This window comes from Pseudoflavonifractor capillosus, assembly GCF_016899775.1.
Classification (GTDB): domain Bacteria; phylum Bacillota; class Clostridia; order Oscillospirales; family Oscillospiraceae; genus Lawsonibacter.
The window spans coordinates 36,688-55,933 of the sequence record NZ_JACJJE010000009.1 but is presented as its reverse complement, the minus strand read 5'-3'; the positions used below and the strand labels follow the sequence as shown (position 1 = coordinate 55,933).

The 19,246-nt window shown below is 62.9% G+C and carries 15 protein-coding genes; 14 read left to right on the top strand and 1 reads right to left on the bottom strand.

The features are described from left to right. Positions 1-321 precede the first annotated feature (321 nt). The 12 genes from mraZ to H6B31_RS04435 all read left to right on the top strand — a co-directional run bounded on the left by mraZ (position 322) and on the right by H6B31_RS04435 (position 15,117). Positions 322-735 (top strand): division/cell wall cluster transcriptional repressor MraZ, encoded by a 414-nt coding sequence (mraZ, locus tag H6B31_RS04490; RefSeq protein ID WP_087288430.1) that lies wholly within the window; start codon positions 322-324, stop codon positions 733-735. 3 nt (positions 736-738) lie between these two features. Continuing rightward, positions 739-1,698, top strand: coding sequence for a 16S rRNA (cytosine(1402)-N(4))-methyltransferase RsmH (rsmH, locus tag H6B31_RS04485; protein ID WP_204897401.1), 960 nt, complete (start codon positions 739-741; stop codon positions 1,696-1,698). Positions 1,699-1,732: 34 nt separating this feature from the next. After that, positions 1,733-2,299: a hypothetical protein gene (locus H6B31_RS04480; RefSeq protein ID WP_204897400.1), complete on the top strand. Its 567-nt coding sequence runs from the start codon at positions 1,733-1,735 to the stop codon at positions 2,297-2,299. Between the two features lie 124 nt (positions 2,300-2,423). Continuing rightward, the gene (locus H6B31_RS04475; protein ID WP_346014036.1) at positions 2,424-4,880 is read left to right on the top strand and encodes a penicillin-binding transpeptidase domain-containing protein; all 2,457 of its coding nucleotides are present in this window, start codon (positions 2,424-2,426) and stop codon (positions 4,878-4,880) included. An 80-nt stretch (positions 4,881-4,960) separates the two neighbouring features. Further along, a complete protein-coding gene (locus tag H6B31_RS04470) occupies positions 4,961-6,451 on the top strand; it encodes a UDP-N-acetylmuramoyl-L-alanyl-D-glutamate--2,6-diaminopimelate ligase (protein ID WP_204897399.1) in 1,491 nt (496 codons plus the stop codon). A gap of 64 nt (positions 6,452-6,515) precedes the next feature. Then, positions 6,516-7,505, top strand: a complete 990-nt coding sequence (gene mraY, locus H6B31_RS04465) for a phospho-N-acetylmuramoyl-pentapeptide-transferase (RefSeq protein WP_204897398.1) — start codon at positions 6,516-6,518, stop codon at positions 7,503-7,505. A 109-nt stretch (positions 7,506-7,614) separates the two neighbouring features. Then, positions 7,615-8,811 carry an FtsW/RodA/SpoVE family cell cycle protein gene (locus H6B31_RS04460; RefSeq protein ID WP_243418837.1) on the top strand — a complete coding sequence of 399 codons (1,197 nt, stop codon included), beginning with the start codon at positions 7,615-7,617 and terminating at the stop codon, positions 8,809-8,811. Positions 8,812-9,078: 267 nt separating this feature from the next. Continuing rightward, positions 9,079-10,200: an undecaprenyldiphospho-muramoylpentapeptide beta-N-acetylglucosaminyltransferase gene (murG, locus tag H6B31_RS04455; RefSeq protein WP_204897397.1), complete on the top strand. Its 1,122-nt coding sequence runs from the start codon at positions 9,079-9,081 to the stop codon at positions 10,198-10,200. 120 nt (positions 10,201-10,320) lie between these two features. Continuing rightward, the gene (gene murA / locus H6B31_RS04450; protein WP_204897396.1) at positions 10,321-11,574 is read left to right on the top strand and encodes a UDP-N-acetylglucosamine 1-carboxyvinyltransferase; all 1,254 of its coding nucleotides are present in this window, start codon (positions 10,321-10,323) and stop codon (positions 11,572-11,574) included. Between the two features lie 47 nt (positions 11,575-11,621). Then, on the top strand, positions 11,622-12,521 hold the full coding sequence (locus H6B31_RS04445; RefSeq protein ID WP_204897395.1) for a cell division protein FtsQ/DivIB: 900 nt from the start codon (positions 11,622-11,624) through the stop codon (positions 12,519-12,521). A gap of 319 nt (positions 12,522-12,840) precedes the next feature. Continuing rightward, positions 12,841-14,001, top strand: a complete 1,161-nt coding sequence (ftsZ, locus tag H6B31_RS04440) for a cell division protein FtsZ (protein ID WP_204897394.1) — start codon at positions 12,841-12,843, stop codon at positions 13,999-14,001. 105 nt (positions 14,002-14,106) lie between these two features. Continuing rightward, positions 14,107-15,117, top strand: coding sequence for a hypothetical protein (locus H6B31_RS04435; protein WP_204897393.1), 1,011 nt, complete (start codon positions 14,107-14,109; stop codon positions 15,115-15,117). A gap of 93 nt (positions 15,118-15,210) precedes the next feature. Here the strand turns inward: H6B31_RS04435 and H6B31_RS04430 are convergent, their stop codons facing one another. Beyond that, complete coding sequence (locus H6B31_RS04430; protein ID WP_204897392.1) at positions 15,211-15,981, bottom strand: phosphoenolpyruvate-utilizing N-terminal domain-containing protein; 771 nt, start codon at positions 15,979-15,981, stop codon at positions 15,211-15,213. 377 nt (positions 15,982-16,358) lie between these two features. Here H6B31_RS04430 and H6B31_RS04425 point away from each other — a divergent pair, with 377 nt between their 5' ends. Both H6B31_RS04425 and pyk read left to right on the top strand, forming a co-directional pair. Beyond that, positions 16,359-17,540 carry a pyridoxal phosphate-dependent aminotransferase gene (locus H6B31_RS04425; RefSeq protein WP_087288452.1) on the top strand — a complete coding sequence of 394 codons (1,182 nt, stop codon included), beginning with the start codon at positions 16,359-16,361 and terminating at the stop codon, positions 17,538-17,540. Positions 17,541-17,719: 179 nt separating this feature from the next. Then, positions 17,720-19,159 (top strand): pyruvate kinase, encoded by a 1,440-nt coding sequence (pyk, locus tag H6B31_RS04420; RefSeq protein WP_204897391.1) that lies wholly within the window; start codon positions 17,720-17,722, stop codon positions 19,157-19,159. Positions 19,160-19,246: the final 87 nt, after the last annotated feature.

The window sequence follows — 19,246 nt, the reverse complement described above, 5'->3', positions numbered from 1 at the left end:
GGCGGACTGTGCAATCGGGCGGGAGGAGAAAGAACTGCGCATCAAAAACCACAAAACACAACATATAGTAGTAAGGAGGGCAATTCGACACAATTCTGTCTGAAGAGATTGAAAAAACAGGTTGTTCTGTCAACTAAATAGAACGGATGTTTTAGTCGTGAAAAGAGACGAAACCGCAGGATTCCTGCGGTTTTTTTCTGGGAAAAATTCAAAAAAGGGGTTGCATTTTATGTCAACAGCTTTTATACTAAAAACACGTGGTGGGGGAAAGTGGATCAATCTCCCATAAAAAGATAGAGAAGTGGGGGAGAGGTGACACAGATGACCGGCACGTACGAGCACAGCATCGACGCCAAGGGCCGTCTGTTCATCCCCGCCAAGCTCCGGGAGGAGCTGGGCGTCACCTTCTATTTGGCCATGGGTATTGACACCTGCCTGGCCATCTACCCCCAGTCCACGTGGGACAAGTTCACCGAAAAATTTGCCTCTCTGCCCATGACCCAGTCCAAGGTCATGCGCCCCCTGTTTGCCAACGCGGTAAAGTGCGAGCTGGACAGCCAGGGGCGCATCGTCATTCCCCAGAAGCTGCGCAAGTACGCCAAGCTGGAGAAGGACGCGGTTATTTTAGGGGTCAACGACCGGGCGGAGATTTGGAGCGCCCAGCTCTGGTATCAGGACGAGGAGGAGATGACCCCTGAAAAGATGGCCGCCTGTATGAGCGAGCTGGGGTTCTAGCGTATGGAAGAAGTGTTGACCCACAAGCCGGTGCTTCTGGAGGAGTGCATCCAGGCCCTGAACATCCGCCCTGACGGGATCTACCTGGACGGGACCTTGGGCCGGGCGGGCCACAGCCGGGAGATCGCCCGGCGGCTGACCACCGGACGGCTCATCTGCGTGGACCGGGACCAGGCGGCCCTGGACGCGGCCCAGGAGCGGCTGGGGGAGTGGATGGACAAGGTGACCCTGGTCCACAGCAACTTCGACCAGCTGGACGCCATCCTGGACGGGCTCCATCTCGCAGGCGTGGACGGGATGCTCTTTGACCTGGGGGTGTCCTCCCCCCAGCTGGACGACGGAGAGCGGGGCTTCTCCTATCGGACCGACGCCCCTCTGGACATGCGGATGGACCGGTCCGAGGGCCTCACCGCCGCCCAGGTGGTGAACACCTGGCCCCAGGAGGAGCTGCGGCGCATCCTGTCCCAGTATGGGGAGGAGCGGTACGCCCCGACCATCGCCGCGGCCATCGTCCGCCGCCGGCAGGAGCGCCCCATTGAGACAACTTTGGAACTGGTGGACGTGATCAAGAGCGGCATGCCCGCCAGAGCGCTGAAAGAGAAGCAGCACCCGGCCAAGCGGAGCTTTCAGGCCATCCGCATCGCCGTCAATGACGAGCTCTCCTCGGTGGACCGGATGATCCAGGCCGCCGTGCCCCGGCTGAATCAGGGGGGACGGCTGGCGGTGATCACCTTCCACTCGCTGGAGGACCGGATCGTGAAAACCGGCCTGGCCGCCTTTGCAAAAGGCTGTACCTGTCCGCCCGACTTCCCGGTGTGTGTGTGCGGGAAGACCCCGGACGTGAAACTGATCTCCCGAAAGCCCATTCTGCCCACGGCGGAGGAGATCGCGGAAAACCCCCGGGCCCGGAGCGCCAAGCTGCGGGCCGCGGAGAAGCTCAAGCCCCCGGCAAGGCGGGCCTGAGCGGGCAGACTGTGGGATACCAAGGAGAAACGGAGTGAATGGAATGGCAAGCCGCCGCCGCAACCGACCCTCATACGACACCTATGGAAGCGTAGCCTATGCCCCCGCTTACGACGGCAGCGCCGTCCGTGCCCCCGGGCGGGAGGATACGCTCCGGCCCAAGCCCAAGGTCCGGCCCCGGGAACGGGAGCGGACCCTCACCCGGACCCGGGTCCAGGTGCGGGAGGCGGGGGAGGTCTCTCCCTTCGCGGTGATCGGCTTTCTGGCGGTGGGCATTTTTGCCGCCCTGGTGCTGTGGAGCTACTCCCAGTATATCGTGACCAGCGACCAGCTGGTGACCATGCGCAGTGAACTCAGCGACCTCCAGGAGGAGAACGTGCGGCTCTCCGCCCAGTATGAGAAGGTCTTTGACATGGAGCGCATCCAGGCGGCGGTGGGGGACACCATGGTCCGGCCCACCAACGACCAGATCGTCTATCTGGATCTGTCTGAGCCGGACAGCGTGGTGCTGTACGGACAGGAGGAGACCAGTCAGGGCCCCCAGGGGCTGCTGGACGGCCTGAAGGAGCTGTTTGGCGATCTGTTCGCATATTTTCAGTGACGCAGCCATAAATTGAAACCATAAAACACAGGCGGGACAGAGATAAGGGCGCAGGAAGGGAGGCTTTCTTGCGCCCTTCTGGCGCTGATGACGCCTTTGAGCAGAGATACAAGGAGGGACCAACGTGCAGAATCGACCGCGCTGGGAGCGGGAGGACCGGGACAGCCGGATTGACCGCAACCGGCAGTCCAAGCGCCTGGTATTCCGGCGCTCCCTGTTTTTGATGCTGGTGTGCGGGGTGGGACTGTTCATTCCGCTGGTGATCCAGCTGTGGACGATCTCCATCCGGGACCACGATTTTTACCAGCAGCGGGCCACGGATCAGCAGCTGATGGACGTGTCGGTGTCCGCCCACCGGGGGGACATTCTGGACGCCAACGGCGATGTGCTGGCCATGTCGGCCACCGTATACAACCTGATTCTGGCCCCCAAGGACCTGATGAACAGCGTGGACCAGAGCGACTATACCGATGAGGAGGGCAATGAGGACGAGGAGGCCTGGAGAGCGGCGGTGCAGGAGCTGCGGGACGAGATCATCGACGGCCTGATGGCCATTCGTCCCGACCTGGACCGGGCCGATCTGGAGCGGCGAATGGCCAAGGAAAACTCCCAGTATGAGGTGCTCCTCACCGAGCTGGAGGAGGAAGAGGCCCAGGCCATCCGCACCTTTATTGAGGAGAACAAAACGGGTTATTACCTCTATCTCACCCCCGGCACCAAGCGGTACTACCCCTTCGGAGCGCTGGCCTCCCAGGTGCTGGGCTTTGTCAACTCTGAGGGCGGCGCGTACGGTCTGGAGGCCAAGTACGAGGAAATCCTGAAAGGGATTCCCGGCCGGGTAGTCACCGGCCGCACCGCTGAGAACGACGAGCTGTACAACAGCTACTCCAACTATGTGGACGCGGTCAACGGCTATAACCTGACCCTGACCATCGACAGTACCATCCAGTCCTATGCCGAGCAGATCCTGGAGAAGGGCATCGCTGCCTACGACGTGCAGGACGGCGGCGTGTGCATCGTGGCCAATCCCAAGACCATGGAGATCCTGGCCATGGCCAGCTCCCCGGAGTTTGACCCCAACAACTACTCGGTGATCATGGACAGTCTGCTCCAGGGCGAGGCCTCGTCCAATGTCCAGGGGATCTATGAACAGCTCAAGGCGGAGAACGACCAGAAGCCCGCCGAGGAGCAGCTCACCGACGCGGAGCTCCAGCAGCAGGCCCAGTCCCAGGCCAACGCCGCCGTCCGGGAGACCCAGTGGCGGAACAAGGGGCTGAGCGAGCCCTACGAGCCGGGCTCCACCTTCAAGGCCCTGGTGCTGGCCGCCGCCCTGGAGGAGGGCGTGGTGAGCGAGAGCGACACCTTCTATTGTTCCGGCTCCTGCCGGCTGCCCGGAGTGGCAAACCCCATCCACTGTTCCAAACGAGATGGCCACGGGATGCAGACGCTGGCAGAGGCAGTGCAGAACTCCTGCAACCCCGCTTTTATTGAAATCGGACAGCGGCTGGGGGTGGAGAAGTTCTACGACTACTTCGAGGCCTTCGGCATGATTGAAAAGACCGGTATCGACCTGCCGGGAGAGAACATCGGTCTGGACTGGGGACGGGAGGCTATGACCTATGTGGACCTGGCAGTGGCCTCGTTCGGTCAGCGCTTCACCGTTACGCCCTTACAGATGATTACCGCCTTCTCCTCCGTCATCAATGGAGGCAATCTGTACCAGCCCTATGTGGTCCAGTCCGTCTCCGACGCCAGCGGGGCGGTGATTCAGAATACCGAGCCCACCCTGATCCGCCAGGTGGTGAGCGAGGAGACCAGCCGGCGCTGCCGGGCCATTCTGGAGACCGTGGTGTCCGAGGGCACCGGCCACAACGCCTATCAGGCGGGCTACCGCATCGGCGGCAAGACGGGCTCCTCCGAGACCACGGAGAAGGACCACACCATCGTCTCCTTTATGGGCTTTGCCCCGGCGGACGACCCGGAGGTCATCGTGCTCCTGGCCTATGACAACCCCAAGCCATCCTCGCCCGGCAGTGACTGGTCCACCACCGGCGTGTACATCAGCGGCGGCAACATGGCCGCCCCTATGGCCGGCGAGGTGATTGCCCAGATTCTGGACTATCTGGACGTGGAGAAGCAGTACACGGCGGAGGAGTCCGCCGCCGTGGACGTGACCACCCCCCAGGTGACCGGATATACCGTGGCCGACGCGGAGACCAGGCTGAGCAATAAGGGCCTGAGCTACCGGACCATCGGGGAGGGGGATGTGGTCACCAGCCAGGTGCCCGCCGCCAACTCCGCCGTGCCGGGCGGGTCCACCGTGATCCTCTACCTGGGCGGAGCCACCCCTGAGGAGACGGGGACGGTGCCCAACGTAGTGGGACAGAGCTATGAGGCGGCCAAGAACGCCCTGGAGGCGGCCGGCTTCTTCATGCGGGCCACCGGCACCAGCACCTTCTACACCAACTCCTCCCGGGCCCAGAGCCAGAGCGTGGCCGGCGGGGAGACCGCGGCCATCGGCACGGTGATCGACGTACAGTTCTCCACCGTGGTGGAGGACGGCTACGCCGGATTGGATTAGACGGTGTTCCCAAGAGGGCCGTAAGGCCCAATGCGCAAAATTTAGAGAGAATGAAACCGCACCCGTGAGGGGTGACAACTTTGAAGCTGTGGAATCTGCTGCACGGCGTCCCCCTCACGGGGGAGCATTTTACCGAGGATATGGAAATTTCTTCCTTATCCTACGACACCCGGACCATGGAGCCCGGGGCCCTGTTTGTGGCCCTGCCCGGAGCCAGGACCGACGGGGCGCGGTTTATCCAGGAGGCTCTGGAAAAGGGGGCGGCCGCCGTCCTGTGTGAGACGCCCCCGGAGGGGGAAGGGCCCTGGCTGGCGACCCCCGACGCCCGGCGGGCCCTGGCCCTGGTCTCCGCCAACTGGTTCGGCCATCCGGCCCGGGAGCTCACTCTGGTGGGCGTCACCGGCACCAACGGCAAGACCACCACCACCTGTCTCATCAAGGACCTGCTGGAGCGGGTGCTGGGGACCAAGGCGGGCCTCATCGGCACCATCGAGAACCAGATCGGCGCCCTTCGCCTTCCTGCCCACCGCACCACCCCGGAGAGCTGCGAGGTTCAGCAGCTGCTGCGGCAGATGGCGGACGCGGGGTGCACCCATGTGGTGATGGAGGTGTCCTCCCACGCCCTGGTTCAGCACCGGGTGGAGGGATTGACCTTCGCCGCCGGGGTGTTCACCAACCTGACCCAGGACCACCTGGACTACCACCACACCATGGAGGAGTACCGGGACGCCAAGGGGCTGCTGTTCCGGCAGTGTGAGACCGCCGTCCTCAACCTGGACGACGAGGCGGGCCGGTGGTACCGGGAGCGGGTCCCCTGCCCCGTGTTCACTTACTCGGAGAACAAGGACGCCGCCGACCTGACCGCCAAGAATATCCGCCTTTTCCCGGGACATGTGGAGTTTGAGGCGGTGTCCAGACAGGACATTCAGCGCATCCATCTGCCTATCCCCGGGGGCTTTACCATCTACAACGCCCTGGCCGCCGCCTCCTGCGGACTGTGCCTGGGGCTGGAGCTGGGGGAGATCGCCGCCGCCCTGCGCTGTGCCCGGGGGGTAAAGGGACGGGTGGAGGTGGTCCCAACCCCCACTGCCTACACGGTGCTCATCGACTATGCCCACAGTCCCAACGCTCTGGAGAATGTGCTCCTCACCGCCCGGGACTTTACGGCGGGGCGGCTGGTCTGCCTGTTCGGCTGCGGCGGGGACCGGGACCGGACCAAGCGGCCCCTCATGGGGGCGGTGGTCCGGGAGCTGGCCGACGTGGCGGTGGTCACCTCCGACAACCCACGCACCGAGGACCCCTGGGCGATTCTGGAGGATATCCTGGCCGGCATGGGAGGCCCGGGGGGCGAGATCCACATCGAGCCCGACCGGCCCCAGGCCATCCGCTGGGCCCTGGCCCAGGGGCGGCCGGGGGACGTGATCGTCCTGGCGGGCAAGGGGCATGAGACCTATCAGGAGGTAAACGGGGTGCAGTACCCCATGGACGAGCGGGAGATCGTGGCGGAATATTTTGAAAAACAGGCCAAGCGGCGGGAAAGGGCTGGAAATTTTCCGGCGGGTGTAGTATAATACCAGTTTGCCAACCGACCCATTGGCGTGCCCAAGAGAAAGAAAACTCCTGGAGGTTTGACCGATGACATACATCCTCAGCTTTATTGTGGCCTTTGGCGTCACCGCCATCGCCGGGCAGATCCTGATTCCCATTCTCCGCCGCCTGAAGGCGGGGCAGTCCATCCGGGAGGATGGGCCTACCTGGCACATGTCCAAGCAGGGCACCCCCACCATGGGCGGCCTGATGTTTATTCTGGGTATTGGAATCGCCGTGCTCACCGCCGGCTGGGGGGATCTCCAGAGCGGCCTTCACAACCATCTGGTGGTATTCCTCTTTGCCCTGGTGTTTGGGGCCATCGGCTTTGTGGACGATTTCCAGAAGCTGCGCCACCACGCCAACGAGGGACTGACCGCCCCCCAGAAATTTTTCCTGCAGCTGGCGGCGGCCGTCGTGTTTGTCATCCTGATGCGCCGGGACGGCTATCTCACCCCGGACCTGTATATCCCCTTCCTGAATGTGGAGATCGTGGGCATCCCCTGGATCGTATACATGGTCTTCGCCGCCTTCGTCATGGTGGGGACGGTGAACGCCGTCAACCTCACCGACGGGGTGGACGGCCTGGCCACCGGAGTGACCATCCCGGTGATGCTCTGCTATGTGGCGGTGTCCGCCTGGTACGGCCGCACCGACCTGGTCATCGTGTCTGCCGCCCTGGCGGGGGGACTGTCCGCCTTCCTCATCTATAACTTCCACCCGGCCAAGGTGTTCATGGGGGACACCGGCTCCCTGTTCCTGGGGGGCGCGGTGTGCGGCCTGGCCTTCGCCTTGGACCTGCCTCTGATGATCCCTATTGTGGGACTCATCTACGTCCTGGAGGTTCTGTCCGATATTATCCAGGTCGTATACTTCAAAAAGACCGGCGGCAAGCGGTTCTTCCGCATGGCGCCCCTCCACCACCATCTGGAGATGGGGGGCTGGAGCGAGACCAAGCTGTTCTGCGTCTTTTCCGGGATTACCCTGGTGCTGTGCCTGCTGGCATTTTTGGGGGTTATGAATCGGTATCCTATGTAAACGGTACCATCGCGCGGCGAAACTCCACCGGCCATAAAAGCAATCCTAACAGTATATCTCGAGAAATAAAATCCCATCTGTATCAAAAATGTGAGTAAGGAGGCAGCCCATGGCCCGAAAGCCCAAACGTGATTTGACCGTCGATGAACAGCTGGCCCGGGGCCCCATGGACCTGCCCTTCCTGATGCTGGTGCTCCTTCTGCTGGGCATCGGCCTGATTATGATGTTCTCCGCCTCCTACGCCACCGCCTACTACCACGACGGGGACCCCCTGCTTTATATTGCGCGTCAGGCCATGTTCGGCGGGGTGGGAGTGGTGGCCATGTATGTGGTCTCCAAAATCAACTACCAGACCTTCCGGTGGATGGCCCCCATCGCGCTGGTGGGGTCTATCTTCCTGTTGCTGCTGGTTTACACCCCCCTGGGCGTGGAGCGCAACAGCGCCCGCCGGTGGCTGAAGCTGGGAATCGAATTTCAGCCCTCTGAGTTTGCCAAAATTGCGGTCATTTTGTTCTTTGCCGCCCGGCTGTGCAAGCGGGACACGGAGAAGCACAAGCGCTATAAAAACCGCTCCTTTTTTGGGCGGCTCTACAACCTGTTGGACCGGATCGGATTTATTGAGCTGGTGCCCTATATGCTGGTCCTCGGAGTGGTGGCAGGTCTGGTGGTCTTTCAGCCCCATATGTCGGGCACCCTCCTGATTCTCGCGGGCGGCGCCTCGGTCCTGTTTGCGGCCGGTATCCACTGGGGTTGGTTTCTGGCGGGGGGCAGTCTGGTGGGGGGACTGGCGGCTATCATTATCGCCTTCACCCCCTATATGAATGCCCGCATCGACCTGTGGCAGAACCCCTGGAACTATATCCAGGGAAACGGCTATCAGACCGTACAGTCCCTCATTGCCATGGGCTCCGGCGGGTTGCTGGGCCTGGGATTTGGCAACAGCATGCAGAAAATGCTCTATCTCCCTGAGCTGGAGAATGACTTCGTCTTTCCCATTGTGGTGGAGGAGCTGGGCTTTGTGGGGGGACTGGTGGTGCTGATCCTGTTTGCCCTGCTCATTCTGCGGGGCTACTGGCTGGCCCTCCACGCCCGGGATAAGTTTGGGGCCCTGACCATTGTGGGCATCATCACCTTGCTGGCCGTCCAGGTGTTTTTGAATATCGGCGTGGTCACGAACTTGATTCCCAACACCGGCATCTCCCTCCCTTTCTTCAGCTACGGCGGCACCGCTCTGATGATCCAGCTGGCGGAGATGGGGATGGTGCTGAGTATCTCCCGGCAGATCCGGGCGCCGAAAAACGACTGAGCAATTGACAATTGACAATGGACAATTGACAATTGGGTGGTTGACGGAGCCGGATGCGTGGAGAAGAAGGCTGTACTGGCTTCTGTGGGATGGCATTTGAATTTGCTGGCTCTGGTTCAACAGCGCCGCGGAAAAAGAGCGTGAATTATATCTTCCAATTAAGACTACGGCATCAAAAGAAGAATCGCATCCCAGAGGCGACAATTGTCAATTGTAAATTGTCAATTGTCAATTCTCGTAAATTGTCAATTCTTACGAGGTGTTTGCATGAACATTCTGTTTACCTGCGGCGGGACGGCCGGACATGTGAATCCGGCGGTGGCCCTGGCCCGCATCTTTCAGGAGCGCAATCCGGGCTGCCGGGTGCTCTTCGTAGGGGCGGACGGGGGGATGGAGACCCGTCTGGTTCCCAAGGAGGGCTACCCCATCGAGACGGTGACCATCACCAACTTCCACCGCTCCCTGGCTCCGGCGGACATCGCCCACAACTTTGGGACCCTGATGAATATGCAGAAGTCCAAGGGGCAGGCCCGGCGCATTGTGGATGAGTTCAAGCCCGACCTGGTGGTGGGAACCGGGGGCTACGCCTCCTTCCCCGTGGTGAAGGAGGCCGCCCGCCGGAAGATCCCCACCGCCGTCCACGAGTCCAATGCGGTCCCCGGCCTCACCACCAAGGCCCTGAGCAAGGTGGTAGACTGTGTGATGGTGGGCTTTGAGGAGAGCCGCGCCCACTACGATCACCCGGAGCGGGTGGTGGTCACCGGCACCCCGGTGCGGGGGGACTTCTTCCGCTACACCCGGCAGGAGGCCCGGGAAAAGCTGGGCCTCGCCGACGACCGGCCCCTCCTGCTGTCCTACTGGGGATCTCTGGGGGCGGAGGTGATGAACCGCCGCATGGTGGACTTCCTGGAGCGGGAGGCGAAGGAGGGAGCTCCCTTCCGCCACATCCACGGGGCTGGCCGGGATTACGCCTGGATGCAGGAGGAGCTGCTCCGGCGGGGCGTGAAGCTGGAGGGCACCGGCATCGAGGTGCGGGAGTATATCTACGACATGCCCCTGGTAATGGCGGCCGCCGACGTGGTGGTGTGCCGGGCGGGGGCCTCCACCATCTCGGAGCTCACCGCCATCGCAAAGCCGTCCATTCTGGTCCCCTCCCCCAACGTCACCGCCAACCACCAGGAGAAGAACGCCCGGGTGCTGTCCGGGCAGGGGGCGGCGGTGCTGCTGCTGGAGAAGGACTGCCCCGGCATGGAGCTCTACGACCAGGCCTCCGCCCTGCTGCGGGACCCGGCCAGGCGGGATTCCATGATCCGGGCCCTGAACTCCATGGCGGTGCCTGACGCGGGGGAGAAGATCTATCAGACCCTCATGGGCCTCTTGAAGAAGTAGGGGCGGCGTTCCGCCGCCCGGATGAGGTTTCCGCGGGCAGTCTGTCCCCGAGGAAAGAAACCAATTTTTGCGTTTGGGCATAGGATAGCCTGAATCCAACATATAATTGGAGGCTATCCCATGAGTTATCTTGAAATTCGCGGCGGCGTGCCGCTTTCCGGACGGCTGCGGGTCCAGGGGGCGAAAAACAGCGTTCTGCCCATCCTGGCCGCCGCCCTGCTGGCCCCGGGCCAGAGCGTCCTCCACAACTGTCCCCGCCTGTCCGATGTGGAGGCCACGGGGAAGATCCTGCGGCTGCTGGGCTGCGGGGTGGAGCGGGAGGGGGAAACTCTGCTGGTGGATGCGTCCCAGCCCACAGACTGGACCATTCCGGACCCGCTGATGCGGGAGATGCGCTCCTCGGTGATCTTTCTGGGGGCCATGCTGGCCCGGCTGGGCCGGGCGGAGCTGAGCTACCCCGGGGGCTGTGAGCTGGGGCCCCGGCCCATCGACCTGCACCTGGCCGCGCTGCGGAGTCTGGGGGCGGAGATCGTGGAGGAGCAGGGCCGCCTGCGCTGTACGGTGGGGAGGGGCCTGGTGGGACGGGAGCTGTGCCTGTCCATCCCCAGCGTGGGAGCCACGGAAAACGCCATGCTGGCCGCCTGCGGGGCCCGGGGGACCACCACCATCGTGGGGGCGGCCCGGGAGCCGGAGATCGTGGACTTGCAGAATTTCCTCAACGCCATGGGGGCCCGGGTGTCCGGTGCGGGCAGCCCGGTGGTGGCCGTGGAGGGTGGGATGCCCCTCCACCCTGCGGAACACACCGTGATGGGCGACCGCATCGCGGCGGCCACGTACTTATGCGCGGTAGGGGCCGCAGGCGGACGGCTGGAGCTGGAGGGGGCGGAAGCGTCCAGCCTGGCGGCGGTGACCGCCTGCCTCCAGGAGGCGGGCTGTGAAATCAAGATCCTGGGGGACCGTGTTGCCCTGAACAGCCGGGGACGGCTGAGGGGAATCCGTCCGGTGCGCACCGCCCCCTATCCAGGCTTTCCCACCGACGCCCAGGCGGTGCTCATGGCCGCTCTGGCCGGGGGGACCGGCACCACCATGTTTGTAGAGAATATGTTTGACAGCCGGTACCGGCATGTGGATGAGCTCTCCCGCATGGGGGCCGACATCCAGCTGGCGGGGCGGGTGGCGGTGGTCACCGGCCGGCCCCTCCACGCAGCCAAGGTGCACAGCACCGACCTGAGGGGCGGAGCCGCTCTGGTGGTGGCCGCCCTGGGGGCGGAGGGGGTGAGCCAGGTGAGCGGCCTGGAGCACATCCGCCGGGGTTATGAGGACCTGGAGGGACAGCTGACCGCCCTGGGGGCGCAGGTCCGGCTGATACACTGAGATAAAAAGACGCCGCTCCCGCGCGGGGCGGCGGCAGGAGAACACCTATGGCGTCAATGCGGCACAACCGAAAACGGAAACGGGGTCGGCGGCGGTTCGGCCTGCTGTTCAAGCTGCTGTGCGGGGCTGCCCTGGTGGCCGCCGCCACCTTGGGGGCCACCGTCTTTTTTCAGGTGGAGACCATCGCGGTGGTGGGCAACAGCCGCTACACCGCCCAGGAGGTCATCGACGCCTCCGGGGTTCAGATCGGCGACAACCTGTTTCAGATGAACAAAAACCAGATCAGCCAGCAGATTTTGCAGCGGCTGCCCTATGTGGGGGAGGTATCCCCCCAGCGGGGGCTGCCCAGCACCCTCACCATCCAGGTGACGGAGATCTCCGCCGCCGCCCAGGTGGAGGTCTATCAGGACGATTCGGCGCAGGCAGAGCCGGCGGCGGAAGACGGGTCCGGGGACAGCGGGGAGGCGGACAGCTCCGCCCAGGGGGACAGCTCCCAGACAGAGGGGGAGGAGACCCAGACCCTGGCCGACCAGCCCTGGCTCATCAGCGCCAGCGGCAAGCTGCTGGAGGCGGCGCCGGAGGGGAGCGGAGCGCTGTCCGTCACCGGGCTGACCGTTCTGGCCCCCCAGGCGGGTACCATGCTGGCGGTGCCCCAGGAGCAGCAGTCCCGGCTGGCCACGCTGAAGGAGCTGCTCTCCGCCCTGGAGGCGGCTGGAGAGCTGGATCAGGTCTCCTCCATTGACCTGACCCACTCCACCTGGGTGGGAATGCGCTACCGGGAAAATTTTGACGCACGCCTGCCCCTGGGAGAGGATATGGCCCACTCCCTGGCAGTGCTGTCGGCGGCGGTGGAGGACACCCTCCAGACCCGGGGGCCCCAGGCCGCCGGCACCATGGATCTGACCCAGGAGATGGCGGACGCGATCTTTACTCCGGCGGAAAGCTGAAAAGCTGGCAGTCTGTCAAAAAAACGGTCAGTCAAAGGGTTCGGAGGGAAAGATAGTGTGAAAGAAAACCGTCAGGGTTGTCTTTCACGTGCAATCAAACCACTCATCAGAATGTTTTAACATTCTGATGAGTGCGGTCGGCTGGCCGAAAGGGCATTTTCCGCGAGCTGAGCTGGAAAGTTTCTGTAATTCCGCCTTTTTCTCTTGACCTGCCTGAAAAAGAGCGATACAATATAACAAAATATCGACTTTGCAATTCATCCGACCACAAGAAGTAGGCTTGTGGGGGATTTTGACTTTGTACTTAGGAGGAACGACAATGGCCTTCGGAATGGACATGGGTCCCGACAGTGTGGTAAATATCAAAGTAATCGGCGTGGGCGGCGGCGGAAACAACGTGGTCAACCGCATGGTGCGCACCGGCACCAAGGGGGTTGACTTTATCGCCATCAACACGGACAAGCAGGCGCTGACCGTGTCGGCCGCCACGTATAAAATTCAGATCGGGGAGAAGCTCACCAACGGACAGGGGGCGGGCTCCGACCCGGAGGTGGGCCGCAAGTCCGCCGAGGAGAACCGCAACCAGATCTCCAAGGCCCTGGAGGACGCGGACATGGTGTTCATCACCGCCGGCATGGGCGGCGGCACCGGCACCGGCGCGGCCCCCATTGTGGCCGACATCGCCAAGGAGCTGGGCATCCTCACCGTGGGCGTGGTAACAAAGCCCTTCCGCTTTGAGGGCATGCGCCGGATGAAGCAGGCCGAGGGGGGCATCAACGAGCTGCGCAACAAGGTGGACTCCCTGGTCATCATCCCCAACGAGCGGCTGAAGCTGGCCACCGACCAGAAGATCACCATGCTCAACGCCTTTGAGATCGCCGACGACGTGCTGCAGCAGGCGGTCCAGTCCATCTCCGACCTGATCAAGAACACCGGGTTCATCAACCTGGACTTCGCCGACGTGTCCGCCGTGATGAAGGACGCCGGCCGGGCTCACATGGGCGTGGGCCGGGCCGCCGGCAAGAACAAGGCCGAGGAGGCCGCCAAGATGGCCATTTCCAGCCCCCTGCTGGAGACCTCCATCAACGGGGCCAAGGGCGTGCTGATCAACGTCACCGGCTCCATGGACATCGGCCTGGAGGAGGTGGAGACCGCCGCCAATCTGGTGCAGGAGGCCGCCCACCCCGAGGCCAATATCATCTTCGGCGCCGCCTTTGACGACACTCTGGAGGACGAGCTGCGGGTCACCGTCATCGCCACCGGCTTTGACGAGAAGGAGGAGCAGCCTGCCGCCGCCCCCGCCGCGGCCGCCAGCAGCAAGCCCTTCACCAGCGCCGGAGCCCGTGTGGAGGAGCAGCGCGCCGCCGGAGCGGCTCAGCCCGCCGCCCCCGCCCCCGCGCAGGAGCCCGAGGCCGAGAAGGCCGCCGTCAGCGACGACGACTGGGACATTCTGGAGCGCATTTTCAACCGCAAGCGCTGAGACCTGCGGTTCTGACAAACGAAATACCGGCCCTGGAGAGGAAGCAAACGCCGCTCCAGGGCCTTTTTTAAAGAGAAGGGCCGCTGGGACGGCGGGAGGAAGCGTATGGGAACGAGAATGAGGGCCTGGCTCTCTGTGGGGACGGCGGCGGTCTGTGCGCTGCTGGTGGCTGGCTGCGCCCAGGGGGAGGCGGCGCTGGAGGTGGATATGGTCAATCTCCAGGCCGCGGTGGAGGAGCGTGGGGAGGTCCCGGCGTGGGCGGCCCCGTATGTCACAGAGGAGACCGGCCCCTATGGGCAGGAGATCCGGCGCTGGAGCCGTCCGGAGCCGGAGACTCTGCCGGAGGCCGGACCGGAGGAGATGCGCGGTCTGCTCACCGCTCTGGGACTGGATCAAGATGCTGTGGCCTCCTACTCGTTGGAGCGGCTGGAGGAGTTTTGTTCGGCCAAGACGATCACGGTGCACTCTGCCTACCTCAAAACGGCGGAGGACGGCACGGTGAGCTACCATACCCGGGAGGAGGCCCTGGCAGAGCTGACGGCGGACCGAGAGAGGGCAGTCAGAGATGCCTGGATGAACCTGCGGGTGGGCTGGACCAGTGGGAGCAAAGAACCGGAGGGGGATCTGTTTACGGTAACTGCCCTATGGCTCACCCAACCCGCTCAGGGCTGGGAGGACGTGATCGGCATCGCTGTGAAGGGGTACACCGCGGACGATTCGACCCTGCGCGGATGGTATCGCTCCGGCGGGGAGAATGAGGCCGGAGCCGGACTTGAGGATGGCACGGCTTATCAGACGCTGGCTGCGCCGGACTGGGAGGGCGGGGCCATGATTCTGGATTTGGCCGGGACTGCCCAGGGCCAGGAGAAGAAGGCATATATGGAGCTGTACGCACGGCCCCTCTATCCGGAGATCTCCATGCACAGCCAGGTGTGCGGGACGTACCTCCACCAGCGGGAACAGCAGGAGGAGAGTCCTGCTTTGGGGCTGCTTCAGGGGCCGGAGGAGGGGGAGAAAAACAGGGGCTGGCTGGAGCACTCGGTGACCGTGTCCAAATCCCTGCGGGAGCAATACGCGCCCCGGACACTCCTGTGCGAATTTTTCTACGCCCCATGAGAGGAAGAGAAATTTTCTTGCGCTTTTAGAGAAAATACCGCTCCCCGGAGAAGACATTCCTCCGGGGAGCGGTTTCATTTGTGATATCTTCGGTCATCCCGGCTGCTGGGCGGCCAGCATGCGGGAGGGGAGTTTCCCCTTCTTGGGCTCGAAGCCCATGTCGGTGACCAGCTGTTTGTCCGGGTCCAGGTACAAATTCTGATGAAAGCCGTCCAGGATGGCCTGGTGGCCGTCGCAGTCCTGATTGATGTTGGCCTGGGCCAGGCCGGGGATGTTCAGCAGCCGCAGGAGCATGGCGGTGTGGCTGTCCACGCTGCCGTGCCAGGTGACCAGCCCCAGCAGCTTCTTCCGGTCCAGAGCCAGCACCTCGCTGGGCAGCAGCTCGTCGGACACCAGAATGGCCGGCCGGTTCCCCAGGGGATCGGGGATTTTTTCGCCCAGAAGCAGGCGGATCATCCGGTTGGAGATGTCCCGCAGGTCGGCCCCCCGGGCCGCCATATAGGGGTTCTCCATGGCGGCGAAGGCGGCGGAGTAGCTGGTCCCCGCCACCTGGACGGCGTACTCCGCGGTGGTGTACTGGGTCTGGATGATGGACAGAATGCTGTCCACAAAGGAGGTGTCCTCCAGCAGCATGGCGTGGATGGCAAAGATGGATGCCGCCTGGGGACCCACCACCAGCGCGGCCTGGTCGTACAGATCGGCCAGCTGGAGCACCGCCCGGCGCTGGGCGGTCTGGAACCGGAGGACCTCATCCCCCGAGGAGAGGTGGGAGAGGAAGTCCAGCTGGAAAGGCTGGCGGTGGTACACCCGAAGGGGACCGTAGGCAACCTGATCCAAAATGGATTTGCCGGTCAGGATTTTCATACGATCACCGCCCCTCTGCGTTGAAAAATGTTTGGCTGTTCGCAGGGAAGCAGCCTCTGCCGGAGGCTGTTCCCAGGGCAAATGTGCCAAGGACCTTTCTGTATTTTTGATTATAGTGACATTTGTGCAGTTTGTAAATCGGAAAAATTGCACAACAAAGAATGTTAAAATTTGGTAAGTTCAAAGAAACAGAAAACATTTTGCCTGGTATATTGGTGAAAGAAAGGGAAAAACCGCGAAAAACGGAGGAGAAATCGACGCTTTACAGCGTTAAACAGTCGTGCTATAATAAGACCAAATCCGTCCTGCCGCAGGGGGCCTTTTTCCGCCCGCGGCTGTAAAATTAGTAAATTTTGATTTCCAGGAGGTTTTGTGTCATGGTTTCCAAACGCATGCTTGGGCTGGGTACCGCCCGCTCTGTGATCCGGGAGCTGTTCGAGTACGGCAACCAGCGGGCCGCCGTCGTCGGCCGGGAGAACGTGTATGACTTCTCTCTGGGCAACCCCAGCGTCCCCGCCCCTCCCCAGGTGAATGAGACGGCCATCCGAATTCTGCAGGAGCAGCCCGACCTGATCCACTGCTACACCAGCGCCCAGGGGGACGCCGCCGCCCGGCAGCGGTTTGCCGATTCCCTGAACCGGCGCTTCGGCGGGGACTACACCGCCGATCAGTTCTACCTCACCGTGGGCGCGGCCGCCTCCCTGTGCTGTGTGTTCAACGGCCTCACCTGCCCGGAGGACGAGTTCATCGTCTTTGCCCCCTACTTCCCCGAGTACAAGGTGTTCATCGAGGGGGCCGGAGCCAAGATGGTGCTCATCCCCCCGGAGATCGAGCACTTCCAGATCGACTTCGCCGCCTTTGAGCAGGCCCTCACCCCCCACACCAAGGGCGTGGTGGTGAACAGCCCCAACAACCCCTCCGGTGTGGTCTATTCCCAGGAGACCCTGGAGCGCCTGGCGGACATTTTGAGAAAGAAGGAGGCCGAGTACGGCCACCCCATCTACCTCATCTCCGACGAGCCCTACCGGGAGATCGTGTTCTCCGGCGTGAAGGCCCCCTGGATTCCCCATCTGTACGACGACACCATCGTGTGCTACTCCTTCAGCAAGTCCCTCTCCCTCCCCGGCGAGCGTCTGGGCTATGTGCTGGTCCCCGGCAAGGTCACCGACTCCAAGGAGGTGTACGCCGCTGTGGCGGGGGCCGGGCGCTCTCTGGGCTATGTGAACGCCCCCAGCCTGTTCCAGCAGGTGACCTCCCTGTGCTGTGATTTGACCTCCGACCTGTCGGTATACGAGCACAACTGCAAGCTTCTGGTGTCCGCCCTTCGGGAGATGGGCTACCACGTGGCCGAGCCCGGCGGGGCCTTCTACCTGTTCCCCCGCAGCCTGGAGAGCGACGACATGGCCTTCAGCGAGCGGGCCAAGCAGTTCGACCTGCTGCTGGTGCCCGGCTCCGGCTTCGGCGCTCCCGGCCACTTCCGGCTGGCCTACTGCGTCCAGACCGAGATGATTGAACGGGCGCTGCCGAAATTTAAGGAGCTGGCTGATTCGTATCGATAAAATCGGCGTAAAATACAGGCAAAGCGGAGGAATCAACGTACCGCTTTGCCTGATTTTTTTGGGCTTCCGACGGCTTTTTTCATCGTTTTTCCCCTAGTCAAACCCCATGCCCGTCTAGTATGATTAACTTGGCAAAGAAGAGGAACAAAGAATCAAATTCCCGTAGGAGGAAGAATTATATGACTTTGAGAAAAACAAAAGTGATTTGCACCCTGGGCCCCGCGGTAGACGACGAGGAACTGATCCGCAAGCTGATCCGTGCCGGCATGGACGCGGCGCGCTTCAACTTTTCCCACGGCGACCACGAGGAGCATCTGCAGCGCCTGAACAAGCTGAACAACGTCCGGGACGCCATGAGCCGTCCGGTGGCCACCATTCTGGACACAAAGGGCCCGGAGATCCGCATCAAGAGCTTTGATACCAAATCGATTACCCTGGAGGCGGGCGCCTCCTTCACCCTGACCACCCGGGAGGCGGCGGGCAATGCCGGGCTGGTCTCCGTCACCTACCCCGACCTCCACAAGGAGGTGGGCCCCGGCCAGGAGATCCTCATTGACGACGGCCTGGTGGCCCTGAAGGTGGACCGCATTGAGGGCCAGGACATCCACTGCACCGTGGAAAACGGCGGCACCCTGTCCGCCAACAAGAGCATCAACATCCCCGGCGTAAAGATCCATCTGCCCGCCCTCACCGAGAAGGACGTCAGCGACATCAAGTTCGGTGTGGAGCACGACTTTGACTTCATCGCCGCCTCCTTTGTCCGCCGGGCCGCAGACGTCCAGGCAGTCCGCCAGGTGCTGGACCAGTTTGGCGGTCAGGACGTGAAGATCATCGCCAAGATCGAGAACCAGGAGGGCGTGGACAACATCGACGAGATCCTGGCGGCCGCCGACGGCGTCATGGTGGCCCGGGGCGACCTGGGCGTGGAGATCCCCGCCGCCCGGGTGCCCATCCTGCAGAAGCAAATCATCCGTAAGGGCCTGCGCCTGGGCAAGCCGGTGATCACCGCCACCCAGATGCTGGACTCCATGATCCGCAATCCCCGCCCCACCCGCGCCGAGGTGTCCGACGTGGCCAACGCCGTCTTTGACGGCACCAGCTGCGTCATGCTCTCCGGCGAGACCGCCAACGGCAACTACCCCGTGGAGGCCCTGTCCGCCATGGTGGGCATCGTGGAGGAGGCCGAGCAGTCCATCCACTACTGGCGCCGCTTCGAGAAGATGATGGGGGTGTCCGCCTCCAACATCGACGACGCCATCACTCACACCTGCTGCCTCACCGCCAAGGATCTGGACGCCAAGGCCATTCTGGTGGCCACCAGCTCCGGCCGCACCGCCCGGATGATCTGCCGGTTCCGCCCCTCCTGCCCGGTGGCCGCCCTCACCATGCACGAGAAGGTGCGCCGCCAGCTGGCCATCTCCTGGGGCATCATCCCCTTCCTCACCGGGGAGGTGACCTCCACCGACCGGATCTTCTCCATGTCTGTGGAGGTGGCCCTGAAGGAGGGCCTGGTCCAGAACGGGGACACCGTGGTCATCACCGCCGGCGTGCCCCTGGGCCGCAGCGGCTCCACCAACCTGATCAAGGCGCAGATCGTCAACGAAGAGGATCTGCTGTAAGGAAACTGCTCCATAAAAACAGCCGTCCCAATCGGGACGGCTGTTTTTATGTTTTGAAGATTGCAGAGAGGAACATGTGTGAAATAT

What these genes read in the sequence shown, in the direction of transcription:
- mraZ (WP_087288430.1), top strand. Translation starts at nt 322, where the DNA reads ATGACCGGCACGTACGAGCACAGCATCGACGCCAAGGGCCGTCTGTTC.
- rsmH (WP_204897401.1), top strand. Translation starts at nt 739, where the DNA reads ATGGAAGAAGTGTTGACCCACAAGCCGGTGCTTCTGGAGGAGTGCATC.
- mraY (WP_204897398.1), top strand. Translation starts at nt 6,516, where the DNA reads ATGACATACATCCTCAGCTTTATTGTGGCCTTTGGCGTCACCGCCATC.
- H6B31_RS04460 (WP_243418837.1), top strand. Translation starts at nt 7,615, where the DNA reads ATGGCCCGAAAGCCCAAACGTGATTTGACCGTCGATGAACAGCTGGCC.
- murG (WP_204897397.1), top strand. Translation starts at nt 9,079, where the DNA reads ATGAACATTCTGTTTACCTGCGGCGGGACGGCCGGACATGTGAATCCG.
- murA (WP_204897396.1), top strand. Translation starts at nt 10,321, where the DNA reads ATGAGTTATCTTGAAATTCGCGGCGGCGTGCCGCTTTCCGGACGGCTG.
- H6B31_RS04445 (WP_204897395.1), top strand. Translation starts at nt 11,622, where the DNA reads ATGGCGTCAATGCGGCACAACCGAAAACGGAAACGGGGTCGGCGGCGG.
- ftsZ (WP_204897394.1), top strand. Translation starts at nt 12,841, where the DNA reads ATGGCCTTCGGAATGGACATGGGTCCCGACAGTGTGGTAAATATCAAA.
- H6B31_RS04435 (WP_204897393.1), top strand. Translation starts at nt 14,107, where the DNA reads ATGGGAACGAGAATGAGGGCCTGGCTCTCTGTGGGGACGGCGGCGGTC.
- H6B31_RS04430 (WP_204897392.1), bottom strand. Translation starts at nt 15,981, where the DNA reads ATGAAAATCCTGACCGGCAAATCCATTTTGGATCAGGTTGCCTACGGT.
- H6B31_RS04425 (WP_087288452.1), top strand. Translation starts at nt 16,359, where the DNA reads ATGGTTTCCAAACGCATGCTTGGGCTGGGTACCGCCCGCTCTGTGATC.
- pyk (WP_204897391.1), top strand. Translation starts at nt 17,720, where the DNA reads ATGACTTTGAGAAAAACAAAAGTGATTTGCACCCTGGGCCCCGCGGTA.